Origin of the sequence: Pseudomonas sp. UBA1879, from assembly GCF_002338065.1 — a bacterium.
Taxonomy (GTDB): Bacteria; Pseudomonadota; Gammaproteobacteria; order Pseudomonadales; family Pseudomonadaceae; genus Aquipseudomonas.
The window spans coordinates 681,099-697,902 of the sequence record NZ_DDHJ01000004.1; the positions used below are offsets into that span (position 1 = coordinate 681,099).

A 16,804-nucleotide genomic window follows, 5' to 3' on the forward strand; every position below is an offset into this window, starting at 1 on the left:
CTGGCAGGCTTGCCGTCGCCCGTGAACCTGCCCTCATCACATGCAAGGGTCACTCCTGAGCGGGTTGGCGAGGCGTTTTCGCAGGCAGGCGAAGGTCCGACAAGGCGTGGCGATGGACGACGCCGATGGGACGGTGTCGCACGTCGACGATGGCCAAGGCCTGCAGGCTGCCATGGCGTCGAAAGAGCTCCAGTACGTCGACCAGCGGCGTGGATTCAGACACCACGGGCTGGGTGTTCATGAGCAAAGCAAGGTCGCCCACCACTTCGCAGAAACCTCCTGCGCTCGGATCCAGCATCGGCAAGAGTGCGCGAGCGTCGCGCGGCGGGTGTTCTTGAGGGCGGCACAGCAGATAACCCTGCACCAACTCCACACCCATGTCGATCAGCACCGCCAGTTCTTCCTGCAACTCAATCCCTTCTGCGATCACCACGGCGCGCGAGGCCTTGGCCATTTGCAGCATCGAGCCGACGAATTCGCGCTTCACCGCGTCTTCATGGATGCCGTCGATGAAATGGCGGTCGATCTTCACGTAATCCGGGCGCAGTTCAGACCACAGCCGCAGGCTGGAATAGCCTGCGCCCAAGTCGTCCAGCGCAATCGAAAAACCCATGTCACGGTAGTGATACAACGCGTTGTAGAGCAGGCCGAAATCGTCGGTTGGGGTTTGTTCGGTGAGTTCGATGACCACTTGGCTCGGCGGAATGCCGTAGCGCTGCAACAGCTGCAATGTGCGTCCCGGCGGGTGCGAGGGCTCCAAAAGCGATTCGGGCGAGATGTTGAGAAAGAGTTTGCCTTCCAGCTTCTGTTCGCTGAAACGCCGACACGCGGATTCGCGACAGGCCAGCTCCAGTTCGCTCAGGCGACCGGTCTGACGCGCAACGGCGAACAGGCTGATAGGGGAGTGCAAGGCGCTGTTGGACGGACCGCGGGTGAGGGCTTCGTAGCCGAGGATGTGGCGATCTGACAGCGACACAATCGGCTGGAACAGGCTGTGCAGGTCGCGGTGAGTCAAAATCGCACTCAAGGCGCTCAGCTGTTCGGTCACGGTCATGGCAATCTCGGGGCAAGAAAAAGGGGCTCGACGCCTGGCGCCGAGCCCCGTATTTCACGACAGGTGCATGACTGTTTGATGACGCTTTGCCACCACGCCGTCAGGTTTCACGAGAGAGATGTGAATCCTGTAGCAGTCTGGCGGCAGGGCCTCATGGCTGGACGCCGTGCAATTGGGAGCCGGCTTGCTGGCGAATCCGTTATGTCAGTTGGCGCATCTACAACTGATCCAACGCTTTCGCCAGCAAGCCGGCTCCCACAGGGGCGCGGGGGTGACCAGGCCAGAAACGAGGCCGCACCGCACCACCGACTCATTTCTTTGCCACAGAACCGCTCAGACCCAGGTAGTCGAGGAGAATCCGGCCGGTCTCCGCCAGGTACGCATCGTCTTCCGGTTTGGTCTTGTCGTCGTCCACCGGCAGTGCGTCCTCGTCTTCTTTTTTCAGCTCCTTGAGCGGTTCTTCACCTTTGGCCTTGCGACGGGTGTTTTCCATCGCCAGCTGTTTGGCGTCGATGTCCGCATGCTCGGTGCGACGTTCCGCTTCGTTGAGGCTGACGGTCTTCTCGCTCATCAGCTTTTTCGCCAGCGCCAGTTTCTGTTCGACGAACACGAACTCAGCGTCTTTTGCAGACCGTTCATCGTGACGCGATTGCAGCTGGGCCAGGAACGGTTTGAACGGGTCCACCGCCGGCTTGATCGCAGGCTTGATGGTGTCGTAGGTCATCGCTTCCGGCAGCGCACTTTCGCCGATTTCCTTGGTGTCGATGATCGACGGGTAAGCGATGTCCGGCAGGACGCCCTGGTGCTGCGTGCTCTGCCCGGAGACCCGGTAGAACTTGGCCAGTGTCAGTTTCAGTTCGCCGTGGTTCAGCGGCTGAATGGTCTGCACGGTGCCCTTGCCGAACGTCTGACCGCCGATGATCAACGCGCGGTGATAGTCCTGCATGGCGCCGGCGAAAATCTCCGACGCCGAGGCCGAGAGGCGATTGACCAACAACGCCATCGGGCCTTTATAGAACGCGCCGCTGTTTTCATCTTCCAGCACGTCGACCTTACCGTCGGCGTTACGCACCAGCACCGTCGGGCCTTTGTCGATGAACAGGCTGGTCAGTTCGGTGGCTTCCTGCAACGAACCGCCGCCGTTGTTACGCAGGTCAATGACCACACCGTCGACTTTCTCGGACTGCAATTCGGTCAGCAGTTTCTTCACGTCGCGGGTCGTGCTCTTGTACTCAGGATCCCCGGCACGGTAGGCCTTGAAGTCCAGATAGAAGGCAGGAATCTCGATGACGCCCAGTTTGTAATCCTTGCCGTTCTGATTCAGGTGCAGGATCGATTTCTTGGCTGCCTGCTCTTCGAGCTTCACGGCTTCGCGGGTGATCGACACGATCTTGGTGGTCTGGTCGTTCGGCGCATTGCTGGCCGGGACGATTTCCAGGCGCACCACGGAGCCCTTCGGACCACGAATCAGCTTGACCACTTCGTCCAGACGCCAGCCGATCACGTCGACCATCTCTTTGTCGCCCTGGGCAACGCCGATGATCTTGTCAGCCGTCGCGACCTGCTTGGTCTTCGCCGCCGGGCCTGCTGGCACCAGGCGCACGATCTTCACGTTGTCGTTGTCGCTTTGCAGGACGGCGCCGATGCCTTCCAGCGACAGACTCATGTTGATGTCGAAGTTTTCCGCACTGTCGGGCGACAGATAATTGGTGTGCGGGTCGTAGGACATGGCGAAGGTGTTGAGGTACGCCTGGAAGATGTCTTCGCTGCGGGTCTGACCGAGGCGCGCCAGTTGGTTCTTGTAGCGCTTGGTCAGGGTTTCCTGAATCTTCGCCGGGTCTTTGCCGGCGATCTTCAAGCGCAGGACTTCATCCTTGACGCGCTTGCGCCACAGGTCGTCGAGTTCGGCCTCGTTTTTCGGCCATGGCGCGTCTTTGCGATCAACCAGCAACGTTTCGTGGGTGGTCAGGTCGATCTTGTCGACGCCTTTATCCAGTTGGGCCAGCGCAAAATCCAGGCGCGACTTGATGCGGTCCAGATAGCGTTTATAGATAGTGAATCCCGGGTTCAGATCGCCGCTCTTGAGGAAGTCGTCGAACTGGAAGCGCCATTTGTCGAACTCGGCGATGTCGCTGGCGAGGAAGTAGCTGCGCGCAGGATCGAGAAGTTTCAGGTAGCTCTGATAGATGATTTCCGAGCGTTTGTCGTCCAGCGGCGGCTTGCTGTAGTGGTGGCGTTTAAGCAGCTCCACGACATTCAAACTGGCGATGACTTCATCGCGATCAGGCTGAAGATTATCCCAGCTGTTGGCTGCGAACGAACTGGCCGACATTGGCAGCGCAGCCAGGCCAATGAGGAATGCAAGGGTGGTGCTGGGTAAAAAATGCTTCATGCTGATTCGACGCGGGGACAATTGATAACGCATATTAGGCCGTCTTTGAGGTCGCCGGTTCCCTACAGGCTCCGTGAAAACCACTGCGTTCGGCTGCCTTTTCTTGCCGTCGCGCGTGGCGTCTTCACACAACCTGATGCGAAACCCGGTCGCATAATGCAAAAAGCCCGAATGGCCACGTGGCCATCGAGCTCAGTCAAGACTCACTATGGAGGCACCGTGAAAGCATTGCAAGGCGTTGAAGGTCATGTGGAATGGGTTGAACAACCGTCACCGACGCTCGATGTGGGCCAGGTTCGCATAAAGGTCGCAGCGGCGGGGCTCAATCGGGCCGATCTGTTGCAGCGCGCAGGTCTGTACCCGCCACCTCCGGGCGTTACGGAAATCCTGGGGATGGAGTGTTCCGGGGTGATCGCCGAAGTGGGCCCGGGCACGTCCTGGACCGTGGGAGACCGCGTCTGTGCGCTGGTGGCAGGCGGTGCAATGGCCGAAGAAGTCGTGGTCGACGCGCGGCATGTGTTGCCGGTCCCTGCGGGTTTGTCGCTGCACGAAGCAGCGGGCATTCCCGAAGTCTATGCAACGGCGTGGCTCAACCTGTTTCAGCTGGCCAGTGTGAAGCCGGGCGAAAAAGTCTTGTTGCACGCCGGAGCAAGTGGCGTTGGTTCAGCTGCCATTCAGCTGTGCAAGGCGTTCGGCAGCCCGTGTTGGGTGAGTGTGGGGTCGGCCGAGCGTCTGAAATATTGTGAAGACCTTGGAGCGCAGGGTGGGGTGATCCGCAGCGAAAGCCTGGACGGCCTCAGTGACCTCGGACCGTTCAACGTGATCCTGGATCCGGTGGGCGCGAACTACGCGGCGCTGAACCTGAAGGTGCTGGCAAACGACGGGCGTCTGGTGCTGATCGGTCTGATGGGCGGACGCAAGGCCGAGCTGGATTTCGCTCAGGTGTTGAGCAAGCGCATTCACATTTTGGGTTCCACCCTTCGCAGCCGCGACGATCAGTTCAAAGCTGACCTGCTCGCCGATCTGGGGCAACACGTCTGGCCGCTGTTTACCGAAGGGCGTCTCAAGCCTCAACTGGCGCGGACCTTTCCGATCTCGGAGGCTGAAGAGGCCTACGCGGAACTGGCGACCAATCAGGTGTCGGGGAAGGTGGTGTTGGTGATTGATCCGAGTCTGGTCTGACGCCAACGCTGGCCAATGACACGAACAGCTGTGGGAGCGAGCTTGCTCGCGAAAGCGTTAGCCCAGGCGCTATCTAATGCTTGGGCCGGCGCGTTCGTGAGCAAGCTCACTCCAACCGGAGAATGTGCGCTCAAGTGAGCGCAGTCGTCATTTCCAGCTGTGAATCGGCCACCCGGCCTTTTCTGCTGCTTCTTTGAGCACCGGGTCGGGATTGACCACCTGGGGGAAATCCACTTTTTGCAACAGCGGCAGGTCATTGCGCGAATCAGAATAGAAACTCGCGCCTTCCAGATTTTCGCCTTCCTGATCCAGCCACTCCATCAACCGCGTGATCTTGCCTTCTCGGTAGGTCAGTACCCCTTCGGTCTTACCGCTGTAGACGCCGTGGGCGATCTCCAGATCGATGGCCAGCACCTCGTCCACGCCAATGCGTTCGGCGATGGCTTTCACCAGATGCACGCCTGAAGCGGAGATGATCAGGATGCGGTCGCCGTTGGCGCGGTGTTCGGCGATGGCTTTGGTGGCGTCGCTGAAAATGATCGGTTCGATGCAGTCCTCGACCCACGGGCCGATTAGAAAATCCACTTCTTCGGGCGTGCGGCCGATCATGGGTTCCAGGCTGAAGGCCATGTAGTCCTCCATCGCCAGATCGCCTTTGCTGTAGGCCTCCATCAGTTCATGGTCTTTCTTCATGAACGACTCGGGATCGACCCAGCCCAGACGCCCCATTTGCTCGCTCCACAGGCTGGCGCAGTCGCCGTGAATGAGGGTTTCGTCCAGGTCGAAGATGGCCAGTGCCATGGTGTTGTCCTCTTTATCCAATGCTGCGCGATCTGTGGGATGCACGCTTTTGCAGGTCTTGCGCAAATTCCCTGTGGGAGCCAGCAAGCCGGCTCCCACACGTGAGATAGGTGGCGCTTTGGTGACTACGCCACTTCGCAGAGCGCCGACGCTTCGATGTTCAGGGTGACGCGGCGGCCGTTCGGGTGCAAGTCGGCGGCGGAGCGGTTGAGGACGTCGACCACCAATTCCACCCCACGCGCCTCGACGCGATAGCGAATCACGTTGCCCAGCAAACTGTGGCTGCGCACTTCGCCTTCCAGCGCGCCGGTGAGGCTGAGTTGAATGGCCTCCGGACGAATCGCCACGCGGCTGTTGATCGGTCGTTGCATCAGGCGGCTGGCGTCGTCGGGCTCCAACAGGTTGTAGTTGCCGATAAAGCCTGCGGCGAATGCATCGACCGGCGCGGTGTACAGGGTTTCGGCGTCGCCGCTTTGCACGATCCGGCCCTGATTCATCAGGAAAATCCGGTCGGACATGGTCAGCGCTTCTTCCTGATCGTGGGTCACGAAAATCGTGGTCAGGCCCAGTTCCTGCTGGATCGCGCGGATCTGTTCGCGCAGGTGTTTGCGAATCCGCGCATCCAGTGCCGACAGCGGCTCATCGAGCAGCAACAGGCGAGGGCGGGTCACCAGCGAGCGCGCCAACGCCACACGTTGGCACTGGCCGCCCGACATCTGGTGCGGATACCGCTTGGCCAGTTCGTTCAGCTCAACCAATTTCAAGACCTCCGCCACGCGCTGCCGGGTTTCGTCGGCGCTGACCTTTTGCATGCGCAAGCCGAACGCGACGTTCTGCTCCACGTTCATGTTCGGAAACAGCGCGTAGCTCTGGAACACCATGCCGATGCCGCGCTTCTGCGGCGAGACCGGGACGATGTTCTTGCCGTCGAGAAAGATCTTGCCGCGGGTGACTGAGGTCAGTCCGGCGATACAGCGCAGTAGCGTGGATTTGCCGCAGCCGGACGGGCCGAGCAGGGTGACGAATTCGCCTTGGTTGATTACGCAGTTGATGTCGCTGAACACAGCGGTGCTGGCGTAGTTCTTTTGCAGGTTTTCGACAGTGACGAAGCTCATGTCAGTCTTTGTCCTTGTTCAGTCGATTGGCCGCCCAGGTCAGCAGCAATACGAAGAGGAAATAGGAAATCACCAGCGCGCTGTTGAAGTGGCCGCTGCTGTTGCGCATGTTGTTGAGGTACACCTGCAACGTCTCGTACCGCGTGCCGACCAGCAGGTTGGCAAACACGAACTCGCCGAACAGGAACGAGAACGACAGCAGCAGGGCGATCATCAGGCCCTTGCGCAGGTTGGGCAGCACCACCAGAAACGCCGCCTGGAACGTGTTGGCGCCGAGCAGTTGCGCGGCGTCCATCAGGTCCACGAGATTGATCGCTTGCAGGTTGTTGGTGATCGCCCGGTACATGAACGGCAGGGCCACGGTGAAGTAGCAACCGATCAGAATCCACGGCGTGCCGACCATCGCCAGCGGGCCCGAGCCGTAGAGCTGCAACAGTCCCACCGATGACACCACCGGTGGCACCGCAAAGGGCAGCAGGATGAGGATGTTCATCAGCGCGTCGAGTTTCGGGAAGTGGTAATGCACCACGAACAGCAGCGGCAGGATCAGCACCACTGACAATATCAGCGCGCCGACGCAGACCAGCAGCGACTGAGCGAAGGCCATCAGAAAGCGCGGGTCGCTCCACAGCGCCACGTACCATTTATAGGTAAAGCCCGCAGGCAGAATGGTCGCCGACCAACTGGTGGCGATCGAATAGACGAACGTGCCCAGCAACGGCGCCAGCAGCAATAGAAACAGGATGTACACCACCACGCGGTGGTAAAGCCCGACCGGGCCGCGTTCAGCGCGAGACATGGTAGCTCCTCTTCAACAGCCACTGATGAACGACGGTCACGAGGGTCATCATGCCCACCAGAATCATCGCCAGGGCGCTGGCCATGTTCGGGTCGAGGGTGATGTCGCCGGCCACCATCGCAGCGATGCGGATCGGCAGCACGTTGAAGTTGCCGGTGGTCAATGCGTAGACGGTCGCGTAGGCGCCGAGGGCATTGGCCAGCAAAATCACGAAGGTGCCGAGCAGGGCAGGGGTCAGCACCGGAATCCCAATGTGCCGCCAGAAATCCCAGCCGCTGGCGCCGAGTAACGAGGCCGATTCGCGCCAGTCGTCCCGCAGCGCGTCGAACGCCGGGTACAGCAGCAACACGCCGAGGGGAATCTGGAAGTAGGTGTAGAGGATGATCAGGCCGGTCTTCGAATACAGGTTGAAGTCATCGATGATCCCGGCCTGCTTGAGGATCAGCGTCAGCGCGCCGTTGAAGCCCAGCAGAATGATGAAGGCGAATGCCAGTGGCACGCCGGAGAAGTTGCTGGTCATGTTGGCGAAGGCGCTGACGAAGTCCCGCAACCGCGAGGGGACTTTGCGCAGTGAATAACTGCCGAGGATCGCGATGACGATGCCGATCAGGCTCGACCAGAAACTGATCTCCAGGCTGTATTGCATGGCCTGCCGGTAGAAGCGCGAATTGAAGGCTTTGACGAAGTTATCGATGCCCCAGCCGGCGTCCGAATGCAGGCTGTTGATCGCGACCCACGCCAGCGGCGCGATCTGAAACGCGATGAAGAACATCGCAAACGGCACCAGGCACAACAGCCCCAGCCATTTGCCGCGACGCTGTGAACTCACTTGAGCACCTCTCTGCAGACGGGTTTGTCGTGGGGCACGCCGAGCAGCTCGCAGACCGTGCCGCAAATCTCGGTCTGTTTCGGTTGCGCCCCGGGGTCGAGGCTGAACGCGTCGCCGATGACGAACAGCGGCACCTCGCGCTCTTCGGGCAGGATGCCGTTGTGGGAGCGGTCGTTGTTCATGCCATGGTCGGCGGTCACCAGCACCTGGTAACCCGCGTCGAGCCAGCGTTGCAGGTATTCGGCGAGGATGATGTCCGCCGAGCGCGCGCTGTTGCGGTATTGCGGGGTGTCGAGGCCGTGCTTGTGCCCGGCGTCGTCGATGTTCATCGGGTGGATGAACAGGAAATCCGGCTGGTGCGCGGTTCGCAGATGCTCGGCATCGTCGAACAGGTGGGAATCGGGGTAGTGATCGACGTAGTAGAAGTGACCGTGCTGAATGGGCAGATCAACGTCATCGGTGTGGCGATCACGTGAGGCAATGAAGGGGCTGCGGTTGTACAGCTCGCTGACCCAGTGGTAGGCCGCGGCGGCAGTGCTCAGCCCGGCGGCGGCGGCGTAGTGAAAGACGCTGCGCTGGTTGGACAAACGCGAAACGTGGTTGTGCACGATGCCGCTGTCGATCGGCGCCACGCCGGTCAGGATGCATTCATAAAGAGGGCGGGACAGGGCGGGCAACTCGCATTCGAGCTTGTACAAAGCGGCCCGGCCCGCGTTTCGGTAAGCCAGCAAATGCCCCATGGCATGCTGCGCGACGCTGTAACTCAGGCCGTCCAGCAGGATGAGGATGACGTTGTGTTTCATGCGCGCTCCGTGGGGGCTTGGGTTCTGTATTTCTATGGCAGACCTGACACCGATCTTCTGTAGGAGTGAGCTTGCTCGCGATCTCGGTGGGTCAGGCTCGGTTGAGGTGTCTGGACTAACCGCATCGCGAGCAAGCTCACTCCTACAGGGGATGTGTGGCATTACACATGGCGCTTCGTCCCTGAAGCGCCAACGGGGGGGCTTACTGCATCTCGACGATGACCTGCTCGTTCCACTGCTGTGGCAGGGCTTTGGAGGTTTTTTCCCAGGCGTCCGGGTTCTTGATCGGGGTCACGTTCTTGTACTGCTCGTTCGGCAGCAGCTTGGCCTGAACTTCCGGCGGCAGCTTCAGGTGTTCGGCACGGATCGGACGCGCATTGCCGTTGGCCAGGTTGATCTGGCCAGCGTCGCTGAAGATGTACTCACGCGCCAGCTTGGCCGCATTCGGGTGTTTGGCGTATTTGTTGATGATGGTGGTGTAACCGGAAATCACCGAGCCATCGGAAGGGATCAGCACCACGTAATCATCCGGGTTGGTCATCTTGGCCTTGTAGCTCAGGCCGTTGAAGTCCCACACCACGCCCACTTCCACTTCGCCTTTTTCCAGCGTTTGGATGGACGGGTTGTTGATGCCCAGGCGCTTCTGCTTGGCCAGTTCAGTGAACAACTGCAGGCCCGGCGCGATGTTGGTTTCGTCGCCTTTCATGGCGATGGCGGCAGCCAGTACGCCGTTGGCTGCTTGAGCCGCGGTGCTGACGTCGCCAATGGTGACTTTGTACTTGCCGGTTTTCAGGTCAGCCCAGGAGGTCGGCACGTCGGAACCGTGCAGCAGTTTCTTGTTGACGATAAAGGCGATGGTGCCGGTGTAGGCCAATGCCCAGTGGCCTTCCTTATCCTTCGCCCAGTCCGGAACCTGATCCCAGGTGGTCGGTTTGTAGGGCTGGGTCACGCCCTTGGCGACGGCAATGGGGCCGAACGCGGCACCCACGTCACCGATGTCGGCGCTGGCGTTGTCTTTCTCTGCATCGAATTTGGCGACTTCTTGCGCCGAGCTCATATCGGTGTCCATGTGCACCAGACCGTACTTGGCGGTCAGGTCGGTCCAGGTGCCTTTCCAGTTCGCCCAGTCATCGGGCATGCCCACACTGTTGATCGCGCCTTCGGTCTTGGCCGCGGCTTCGAGGGTCTTGAGGTCAGTTTCCGCGGCCATGGCCGATGTGCTCAGCGCGATGGCCGAACCCAGGAGTGATGCCAGCAAAAGGTGTTTCATTCGAAGCTCCTTTGGTCACTTCTCGACCTCATTGGGACAGGGTCGGTGAAGGGAGGTTGCGGGTGGGTAGGTCTTTGAGTTTGGTCTAGGTCAGCAATACCTGAGCCAAGTTAGGCGAGTCACATGACACTTTCGTGTCTGGACCGCCTTTTGCTTGAGTGACGACAGTCAATGGGCACGGCCGCGACATAAGCGTAGACCATGGCCAAGTGGCTGATCCGAAAAGATTAATGCCGCGTAAAGGCCAGGATTTCAGAGCGGATCGCGCTGGAATGTCACGGAACAGTCATCTAGCCTGCCTAGGCTTTGATGCACATTAACGGGCTTTCGAGCGGTACGCCGTGCCCCCGAATAGCGCTGGTCTAGTCCAGATGGGTAACGCAATGCGCCAAGATGTGCCTCGAGCGGTGACGACCATTTGCAATGCCTTGCAGGAGCAGATCGAACACGGTCTGTTGCCCCCCGGCAGTAAATTGCCTGCCGAACGCAAGCTGAGCGAAGTGTTCGACACCACGCGAATCACCCTGCGCGAGGCCTTGGTGCAACTGGAGGCCCAAGGGCTGATCTATCGCGAAGAGCGTCGGGGCTGGTTCATCTCGCCGCCGCGTCTGGCCTATGACTTGATGCGCCGCAGCCATTTTCACGCGATGGTCAAAGCTCAAGGTCGTGTGCCTGCGACGCAAGTGATCTCGGCGCGACTGCAACCTGCGTCAGCGGCGATCTGCGGGTTGCTGCAGTTGCCCGCGTTATCCAGCGTGATCCAGATCTGCCGCGCTCGCCGCATCGACGAGCGACTGGTTTTGTACGTCGAGCACTACCTGAACCCCGATTACTTCCCGCAGATGCTCGACTTCGATCTGAACCAGTCGCTGACCGAACTCTACGCCCGCCATTACGACATTCGTTACGGCCAAGTGCGTTTCGAGATGGTGCCGACGGCATTACCTGTTGAAGCCGCCGCGGCGTTGAAGGTGTCGATCGGCAGCCCCGGCTTGCGGATTGCCAGGGTCAACCATGACCAGCGCGGAAGGCTGATCGATTGCGACCTGGAGTATTGGCGGCACGATGCGATCCACGTGAGCGCGGTGGTGGGGGAGTTGTAGGGGCATTGATGAACAGCGCAACTCCGCTTCTGGCCGTAGGCGGTGGGAGCCGGCTTGCTGGCGAATACGGTGGATCAGCGACATCGTTGGTGACTGACCCACCGCTTTCGCCAGCAAGCCGGCTCCCACGGGGATATCAATTGCGGGTCGTGCTGTGTCGTTTCGATGACCTACAAATCAATCACCAGATCCGACGTCGGCTTGCTGCAGCACAACAGTCGCAGGCCTTTGTCGATCTCGCGCTGACGAATCCCGCCGTTGTGCTTCATGTCCACGGTGCCGTGCAAGAGCGCCGTCTTGCAGGTGCCGCACACGCCTTGGCTGCACGATGACGGCACGATGGCGCCGGCCTTTTTCGCGGCCGACAACACGGTCTGCGTGGCGGGCATGCTGAAGGTCTTGCCGGAGCGGGACAGAGTGACGGTGAACCGCTTCTCCCCCTGCTCGACACTTGGCGCGGCTTCGATCAACGGCGCTTCCACCAACGCCGTAATGTCGAAGCTCTCTTCGTGATAATGGGCGAAATCGAAGCCGCCGTTTTTCAACAGCGTCTTCACCGCATCCATGTAGCCCTTCGGCCCACAGGTGAAAATTTCGCGGTCTCTGAAATCCGGCACGGCCTCGCTCAATAACTCCAGGCTCAAGCGCCCGAGCGGCCCCTGCCAGCCCACATCAGCCCCTAAGCCCTCGCACACATTCAGCACCCGCAGGCCGGGCATCAGCGCCTGCAGGCGGTTGAGTTCATCGTGGAACACGATATCGGCAGGCGTGCGCGCGTTGTGGACGAAGGTGATGTCCAGATGCGCCGACAGGTCAAAACCCGCGCGGGTCATGGACATCAAGGGTGTGACCCCCGAGCCCGCCGACAGGTACAGCAACTTGGTGGCAGGATGGCCGACCGGGGTGAAACTGCCTGCCGGCCCTGACGCGCTAAGGGTGTCGCCCGCCCGCAGGTTGTCATGCAGCCAATTCGACACCACCCCGCTCAGCACCCGTTTGACCGTGATCGAAAACGAGAAGGGCCGCGTCGGCGATGATGACAGCGTGTAGCAACGGGCGAGGGTCTGACCCTCGATGACCGGTGCAATCGTGATGAACTGACCCGGCTCGAAACTCAGCGCGTTGAAGTCAGGGCAACGAAAGCTGAAGGTCTTGACGTCATGGGTTTCGTCGCGCACATCGCAGCACAGCAGGGCTTTCTGCTCGCCGCTGTTCCACTGCGCGCCATACGCGCTCCAGGTGTCTACGTCGGTAAAGCGCTGCCGGGAAGACGCGTTACCGAGCTGGGTAGGCAAAGTCTCGAATCGTGTCATGATCATTCCTCACACACCGTGGGCCGCAAGCCGCGCGGCGTACCAGCGTGAAAACTGATCGACGTAGGATTCGGTAAACGCTGAAAACGGGCCGGGTGAGTACGCGGGGTCTTGGGTGCCGCTGTGGGTGATCGCCACCAGATTCGCGTCTTGCTGGTTGGTGGCATTCCACACCTCAACCAGCTTGTCGACGTGGTAATCCACGCCTTCGACGGCATCGGCGTTGACCAGCCATTTGGTGCGCACCAGGGTTTTGCCCGGCTCCAGCGGAATGATGTAGGCAATCACCGCGTGATCGCTCATGACGTGGGTCCAGGAGTTGTGGGTCCACAGGTGCACATCGCCCAGATCGCGGCGGGACAAATCGCCAAACAGCTTGGTGCAGGCGACGCGGGTGTCGAGGGTTTGCGATTCGCCATTGCCAGCGATCACCAAACGCTGCGTACGAAATTGCGTCACGGCGTCCACGTCCAGATGCTCGACGGTGTCGCAGATGAAGCCTTCGTCCTCCCAGCTTTTTTTCGCGGCGGCGTTGCGCTGTTCGTATTCGTCCAGCGCTTTAAGGGATTCTTCACTCAGCCCATCGGCGCAAAAGCCGAAGTCTTCTGGCAGGAATGAAGCGGTGAGTTCCGGGTGAGTGCCCGCGCAGTGATAACACTCGCGATTATTCTCGATCACGAGTTTCCAATTGCCGTTTTCGATGATTTCCGATTCATGGGCAATTTTGCTGTGGGTCATGTTGTACGGCGCGAATCGCGGGTTCATGGTTTGTTCAAGGTGCGCAATGTCTTCCGGCGGGTGTTCACCTAGACACACGAATATATGTGCGCCGACCACTTGGGTATGAACGGGAATCAGACTTCTGCAATTGGCATTGAAGTCTTTGCCCATGTGCGCGGCATGTTTGAGGCTGCCGTCCAGGTCGTATGTCCATTGGTGATAAGGGCAGACCAACATGCCCACCGTGGACTTGCCCGCCGGTTTCAACCGCGCCCCGCGATGGCGGCAGACATTACGAAATGCCTGTATCTGCTCGTCGTCGTCGCGCACCAGCAGGATTGAAGATTTGCCAATGTCGATGGTTGAAACATCGCCCGGTTCGGGAATGTCCGCGGTCACGCCGACCAATATCCAGTGTTGGTTGAAGAAGATATGCACATCGTTTTCAAAGATATCTTCACGCCCGAACAACGCGCCGTTCATGCCATGACCGGGCGTTCGCGTGGCAACTAACTGGCGATGAAAATCGACGGCGGCAATGCTCATGGCTGCACCTCAAAAGGCGGGGTCTTATAGGGGATGTGATCGATGGGCCCAGTATCGAGAGGGCCGAAAAAGGCGTCAACGCGCTATATTTTCACGTTCGCATAGCTGGAAGTTATGGGAGATCAGGGCGCCGACTCTTTTGGACGTCTACAGAGCGGTTAGCGTTAGGTGCTCTGAAATTGTGGAAGCCGGCTCGCTGGCGAATACGCTGGATCAGCGACATCGTTGGTGACTGATTCACCGCTTTCGCCAGCAAGCCGGCTCCCACAGTGCAAGGTGCGCCAGATGGTTCTGCCGCATCCTCAAGATCCGTCACGTAACCAGTTGACCAACCCCTGCACCAGCGGCGTGGCCTTGCGCCCATTCGGCACAACCACGTAATAGGCATCCTTGGGTCTGACCACATAGGACGTCAGCCGCACCAACTCCCCTCGCGCCAGCAACGGTTCCAGCAGCCTGTTCCAGCCCAGTGCCACGCCGTGTCCCTGCAACGCGGCCTGAATGGTGTCGGTGTACGAACTGCACCGCAGGGCGTATTTGAGGCGAGGACGTTCGTCACCCAGGGCCTTGAACCAGCCGTTCCAGGTCATCCAGCCTTCCAGCGTGGCGTCGGAATCGATCAGCTCCACATGCATGAAGTCTTCCGCCGAGACCGGCGCGGTGTGGGTCGCCAACCAGCCCGGCGAACACACCGGAAATACCTCTTCGTCGAGCAGGAAGATCGACGTGCCGTCATCCCATTTGCCGTCGCCGTAACGTACGGCCAAGTCAATATCGTCGCTGCGCAGATCCGGGGTCAGCATGTGGGTGACCAGCCGCAGGTGCAGGTTCGGTTGCTCCCGTCGCAACGCGCCCAGTCGCGGCAGAATCCGCAGTTGCGAAAACGCGGCAGTGCTGGCGAGGACGATTTCCTGCTCGCTGATACCTTCGTGGATTTTGTCGAACACCCCGGCGACCCGTTGCAGGGATTCAGAGGTCACCGAAAACAGCGTGTAGCCCTCGCTGGTCAGCTTGATCGCCCGGTGCAGGCGATGGAACAGTCGGGTGCCGAGGGTTTCTTCCAGAAAACGAATCTGCTTGCTGACCGCCGCCTGCGTGACCCCCAGTTCCTGCGCCGCAAGGGTGAAGCTGCTAAGCCGGGCCACAGCCTCGAACACCAACAGTGCCGTCATCGACGGGATCAGGCGGCGATAGCCTTTGACCTTCATCGATGGCGCTTCCTTTTCCAGCGCGTTTTGAGGGGGTGAGTCGGACTGCATGGGCGCGCCAAATGCGGTCGATTGACAGAGCGTCGCTCGAATGTACACGGATGTACATCAAACGAGCGGGGGCGTACAGTTCATTCACTCATAATCGAACAAAGGCGACATCCGATGTCGGTATCAGGCAAGGAACGAGGCAAAACCCAGGACTCCGGATGGCGTGGGTCGCCCGAAGGATGGCTGGAAGCCGCTTACGATGCCTTGAAGGAGTCCGGTGTGGACGCGGTGCGCGTCATGCCGCTGGCCAAGCGTCTGAACCTCTCGCGCACCAGCTTCTACTGGTTCTTTCAGGACCGCGAACAACTGCTCGCCGCCTTGCTGGCCCGCTGGAAGGACAACAACACCGGCGGCATGGTCAAGCAGTCCGAAAGCTACGCGGAAAACATCACCGAAGCGATCCTCAATGTCTTCGAGTGCTGGCTGAACCCCGCGCTGTTCGATTCGCAATTCGAGTTCGCCGTGCGCAGCTGGGCGTTGCAGTCCGAAGAAGTCGCGTCAGAAATTGCCGCTGCGGACGACGCACGCATCAGCGCCTTGGCCGCCATGTTCCGACGTTTCGGCTACGACGCCGACGCCGCTGACACACGCGCGCGGACGATTTATCTGACGCAGATCGGTTATATCTCGATGAAGACCAACGAAGACATCACCGAGCGTTTCCGACGCATCCCGCATTACGTGGCGATCTTCACCGGCAAGGCCCCGAAACGCCGCGAGCTGGACCGTTTCTATGGCGCCTTCGGTTACGCCGAAAAAGAACCGGGCGAGTTCGTGCCGCTGGCCGAGACCTTCGAAGAGACCGTACATGGCAAATGAGCGCATCGGCATTATCGGCGGCACCGGGTGGTTGGGTGGCGGCCTCGCGCGAGCGCTGCTCGAGACCGGGTTCATCCCTGCGGATCAATTGATCGTCTCGAACCGCTCCGGGCGTCACCCGCTGGCGGGCACTGGGGCGCAGGTGATGGCCGACAATCAGGCGTTGGTGGACGCCAGCGATGTGGTGATCCTGTCCGTGCGCCCCGAGCAATTCAAGGCGCTGAACATTCAAACGTCGGGCAAGCAGGTGATCTCGTTGATGGCGGGGGTTACGTCTCGGGCGATCCGTTCAGCCACCGGGGCTTGCGTCGTTGTGCGCGCGATGCCCAACGCTGCGATTGAAATTCGCCAGTCGTTCACGCCATGGCATTGCGCTCAGGGTTTGAACGACGCCGATGTGGCGTTCATTCAAGGGCTGTTCGAATGCGTGGGCACAGCCAGCCGGGTGCCGACGGAGGAGGGCATCGATTACCTCAGCGCGCTGTCGGGCACAGGACCTGCGTTTCCCGCCCTTTTGATGACGGCGCTGACACGGCACGCCGTTAGCGCAGGCATTCCAGAAGAAGTTGCACGGCAGGCCGCGAGAGGAGTGGTGGTGTCGGCGAGTCAGTTGCTGGCCAATCATGATCCTCAAGCCATGATTGATTCGCTGGTGGCGTATAAGGGCGTCACGGCGGCGGCGTTGCAGAGCCTGATTGATGCGGGGTTTGGGGAGCAGATTGGGCGCGCGGTGCAGGCCGGCGCCGACGTGGCACGTAAGGGGATGTGATCGGCGCCGGGACGTCTGGCTGTTAACCAT

The 16,804-nt window shown here is 60.2% G+C and carries 14 protein-coding genes and 1 pseudogene; 4 read left to right on the forward strand and 11 right to left on the reverse strand.

What is annotated here, in order from left to right; all coding sequences use genetic code 11:
- Nucleotides 1-85: 85 nt before the first annotated feature.
- Both B3N48_RS06300 and B3N48_RS06305 read right to left on the reverse strand, forming a co-directional pair.
- A pseudogene (locus B3N48_RS06300) lies at nucleotides 86-1,054 on the reverse strand (EAL domain-containing protein); the annotation flags it as partial.
- Nucleotides 1,055-1,364: 310 nt separating this feature from the next.
- Nucleotides 1,365-3,446, reverse strand: coding sequence for a carboxy terminal-processing peptidase (locus tag B3N48_RS06305; RefSeq protein ID WP_296180811.1), 2,082 nt, complete (start codon nucleotides 3,444-3,446; stop codon nucleotides 1,365-1,367).
- A gap of 219 nt (nucleotides 3,447-3,665) precedes the next feature.
- Between B3N48_RS06305 and B3N48_RS06310 the strand changes: the two genes are divergently transcribed.
- Nucleotides 3,666-4,628 carry an NAD(P)H-quinone oxidoreductase gene (locus B3N48_RS06310; protein ID WP_296180815.1) on the forward strand — a complete coding sequence of 321 codons (963 nt, stop codon included), beginning with the start codon at nucleotides 3,666-3,668 and terminating at the stop codon, nucleotides 4,626-4,628.
- Between the two features lie 147 nt (nucleotides 4,629-4,775).
- Here the strand turns inward: B3N48_RS06310 and B3N48_RS06315 are convergent, their stop codons facing one another.
- The 6 genes from B3N48_RS06315 to B3N48_RS06340 form a co-directional block, all read right to left on the reverse strand.
- Nucleotides 4,776-5,429, reverse strand: a complete 654-nt coding sequence (locus B3N48_RS06315) for an HAD family hydrolase (RefSeq protein WP_296180819.1) — start codon at nucleotides 5,427-5,429, stop codon at nucleotides 4,776-4,778.
- Between the two features lie 125 nt (nucleotides 5,430-5,554).
- Entirely contained in the window at nucleotides 5,555-6,544 is a 990-nt protein-coding gene (locus B3N48_RS06320) for an ABC transporter ATP-binding protein (RefSeq protein ID WP_296180822.1), read from the reverse strand.
- 1 nt (nucleotide 6,545) lies between these two features.
- A complete protein-coding gene (locus tag B3N48_RS06325; protein ID WP_296180824.1) occupies nucleotides 6,546-7,343 on the reverse strand; it encodes an ABC transporter permease in 798 nt (265 codons plus the stop codon).
- Complete coding sequence (locus tag B3N48_RS06330; RefSeq protein WP_296181633.1) at nucleotides 7,330-8,115, reverse strand: ABC transporter permease; 786 nt, start codon at nucleotides 8,113-8,115, stop codon at nucleotides 7,330-7,332. The genes B3N48_RS06325 and B3N48_RS06330 overlap by 14 nt, the downstream gene beginning before the upstream one ends.
- Before the next feature lie 53 nt (nucleotides 8,116-8,168).
- Nucleotides 8,169-8,975 carry an alkaline phosphatase family protein gene (locus tag B3N48_RS06335; protein ID WP_296180825.1) on the reverse strand — a complete coding sequence of 269 codons (807 nt, stop codon included), beginning with the start codon at nucleotides 8,973-8,975 and terminating at the stop codon, nucleotides 8,169-8,171.
- A gap of 202 nt (nucleotides 8,976-9,177) precedes the next feature.
- Nucleotides 9,178-10,245, reverse strand: coding sequence for an ABC transporter substrate-binding protein (locus B3N48_RS06340; RefSeq protein ID WP_296180828.1), 1,068 nt, complete (start codon nucleotides 10,243-10,245; stop codon nucleotides 9,178-9,180).
- A gap of 383 nt (nucleotides 10,246-10,628) precedes the next feature.
- Here B3N48_RS06340 and B3N48_RS06345 point away from each other — a divergent pair, with 383 nt between their 5' ends.
- On the forward strand, nucleotides 10,629-11,348 hold the full coding sequence (locus B3N48_RS06345; RefSeq protein WP_296180831.1) for a UTRA domain-containing protein: 720 nt from the start codon (nucleotides 10,629-10,631) through the stop codon (nucleotides 11,346-11,348).
- 170 nt (nucleotides 11,349-11,518) lie between these two features.
- Here B3N48_RS06345 and B3N48_RS06350 read toward each other — a convergent pair whose 3' ends face one another.
- The 3 genes from B3N48_RS06350 to B3N48_RS06360 form a co-directional block, all read right to left on the reverse strand.
- Nucleotides 11,519-12,661: a hybrid-cluster NAD(P)-dependent oxidoreductase gene (locus B3N48_RS06350; protein WP_296180833.1), complete on the reverse strand. Its 1,143-nt coding sequence runs from the start codon at nucleotides 12,659-12,661 to the stop codon at nucleotides 11,519-11,521.
- Between the two features lie 9 nt (nucleotides 12,662-12,670).
- On the reverse strand, nucleotides 12,671-13,927 hold the full coding sequence (locus tag B3N48_RS06355) for an aromatic ring-hydroxylating oxygenase subunit alpha (protein ID WP_296180834.1): 1,257 nt from the start codon (nucleotides 13,925-13,927) through the stop codon (nucleotides 12,671-12,673).
- A 302-nt stretch (nucleotides 13,928-14,229) separates the two neighbouring features.
- Complete coding sequence (locus tag B3N48_RS06360; protein ID WP_296180836.1) at nucleotides 14,230-15,186, reverse strand: LysR substrate-binding domain-containing protein; 957 nt, start codon at nucleotides 15,184-15,186, stop codon at nucleotides 14,230-14,232.
- Between the two features lie 114 nt (nucleotides 15,187-15,300).
- On the opposite strand from B3N48_RS06360, the gene B3N48_RS06365 reads away from it, so the two are divergent.
- Both B3N48_RS06365 and B3N48_RS06370 read left to right on the forward strand, forming a co-directional pair.
- Complete coding sequence (locus tag B3N48_RS06365) at nucleotides 15,301-16,005, forward strand: TetR/AcrR family transcriptional regulator (protein WP_296180839.1); 705 nt, start codon at nucleotides 15,301-15,303, stop codon at nucleotides 16,003-16,005.
- Nucleotides 15,995-16,774, forward strand: coding sequence for a pyrroline-5-carboxylate reductase family protein (locus B3N48_RS06370; RefSeq protein WP_296180842.1), 780 nt, complete (start codon nucleotides 15,995-15,997; stop codon nucleotides 16,772-16,774). The genes B3N48_RS06365 and B3N48_RS06370 overlap by 11 nt, the downstream gene beginning before the upstream one ends.
- Nucleotides 16,775-16,804 lie beyond the last annotated feature (30 nt).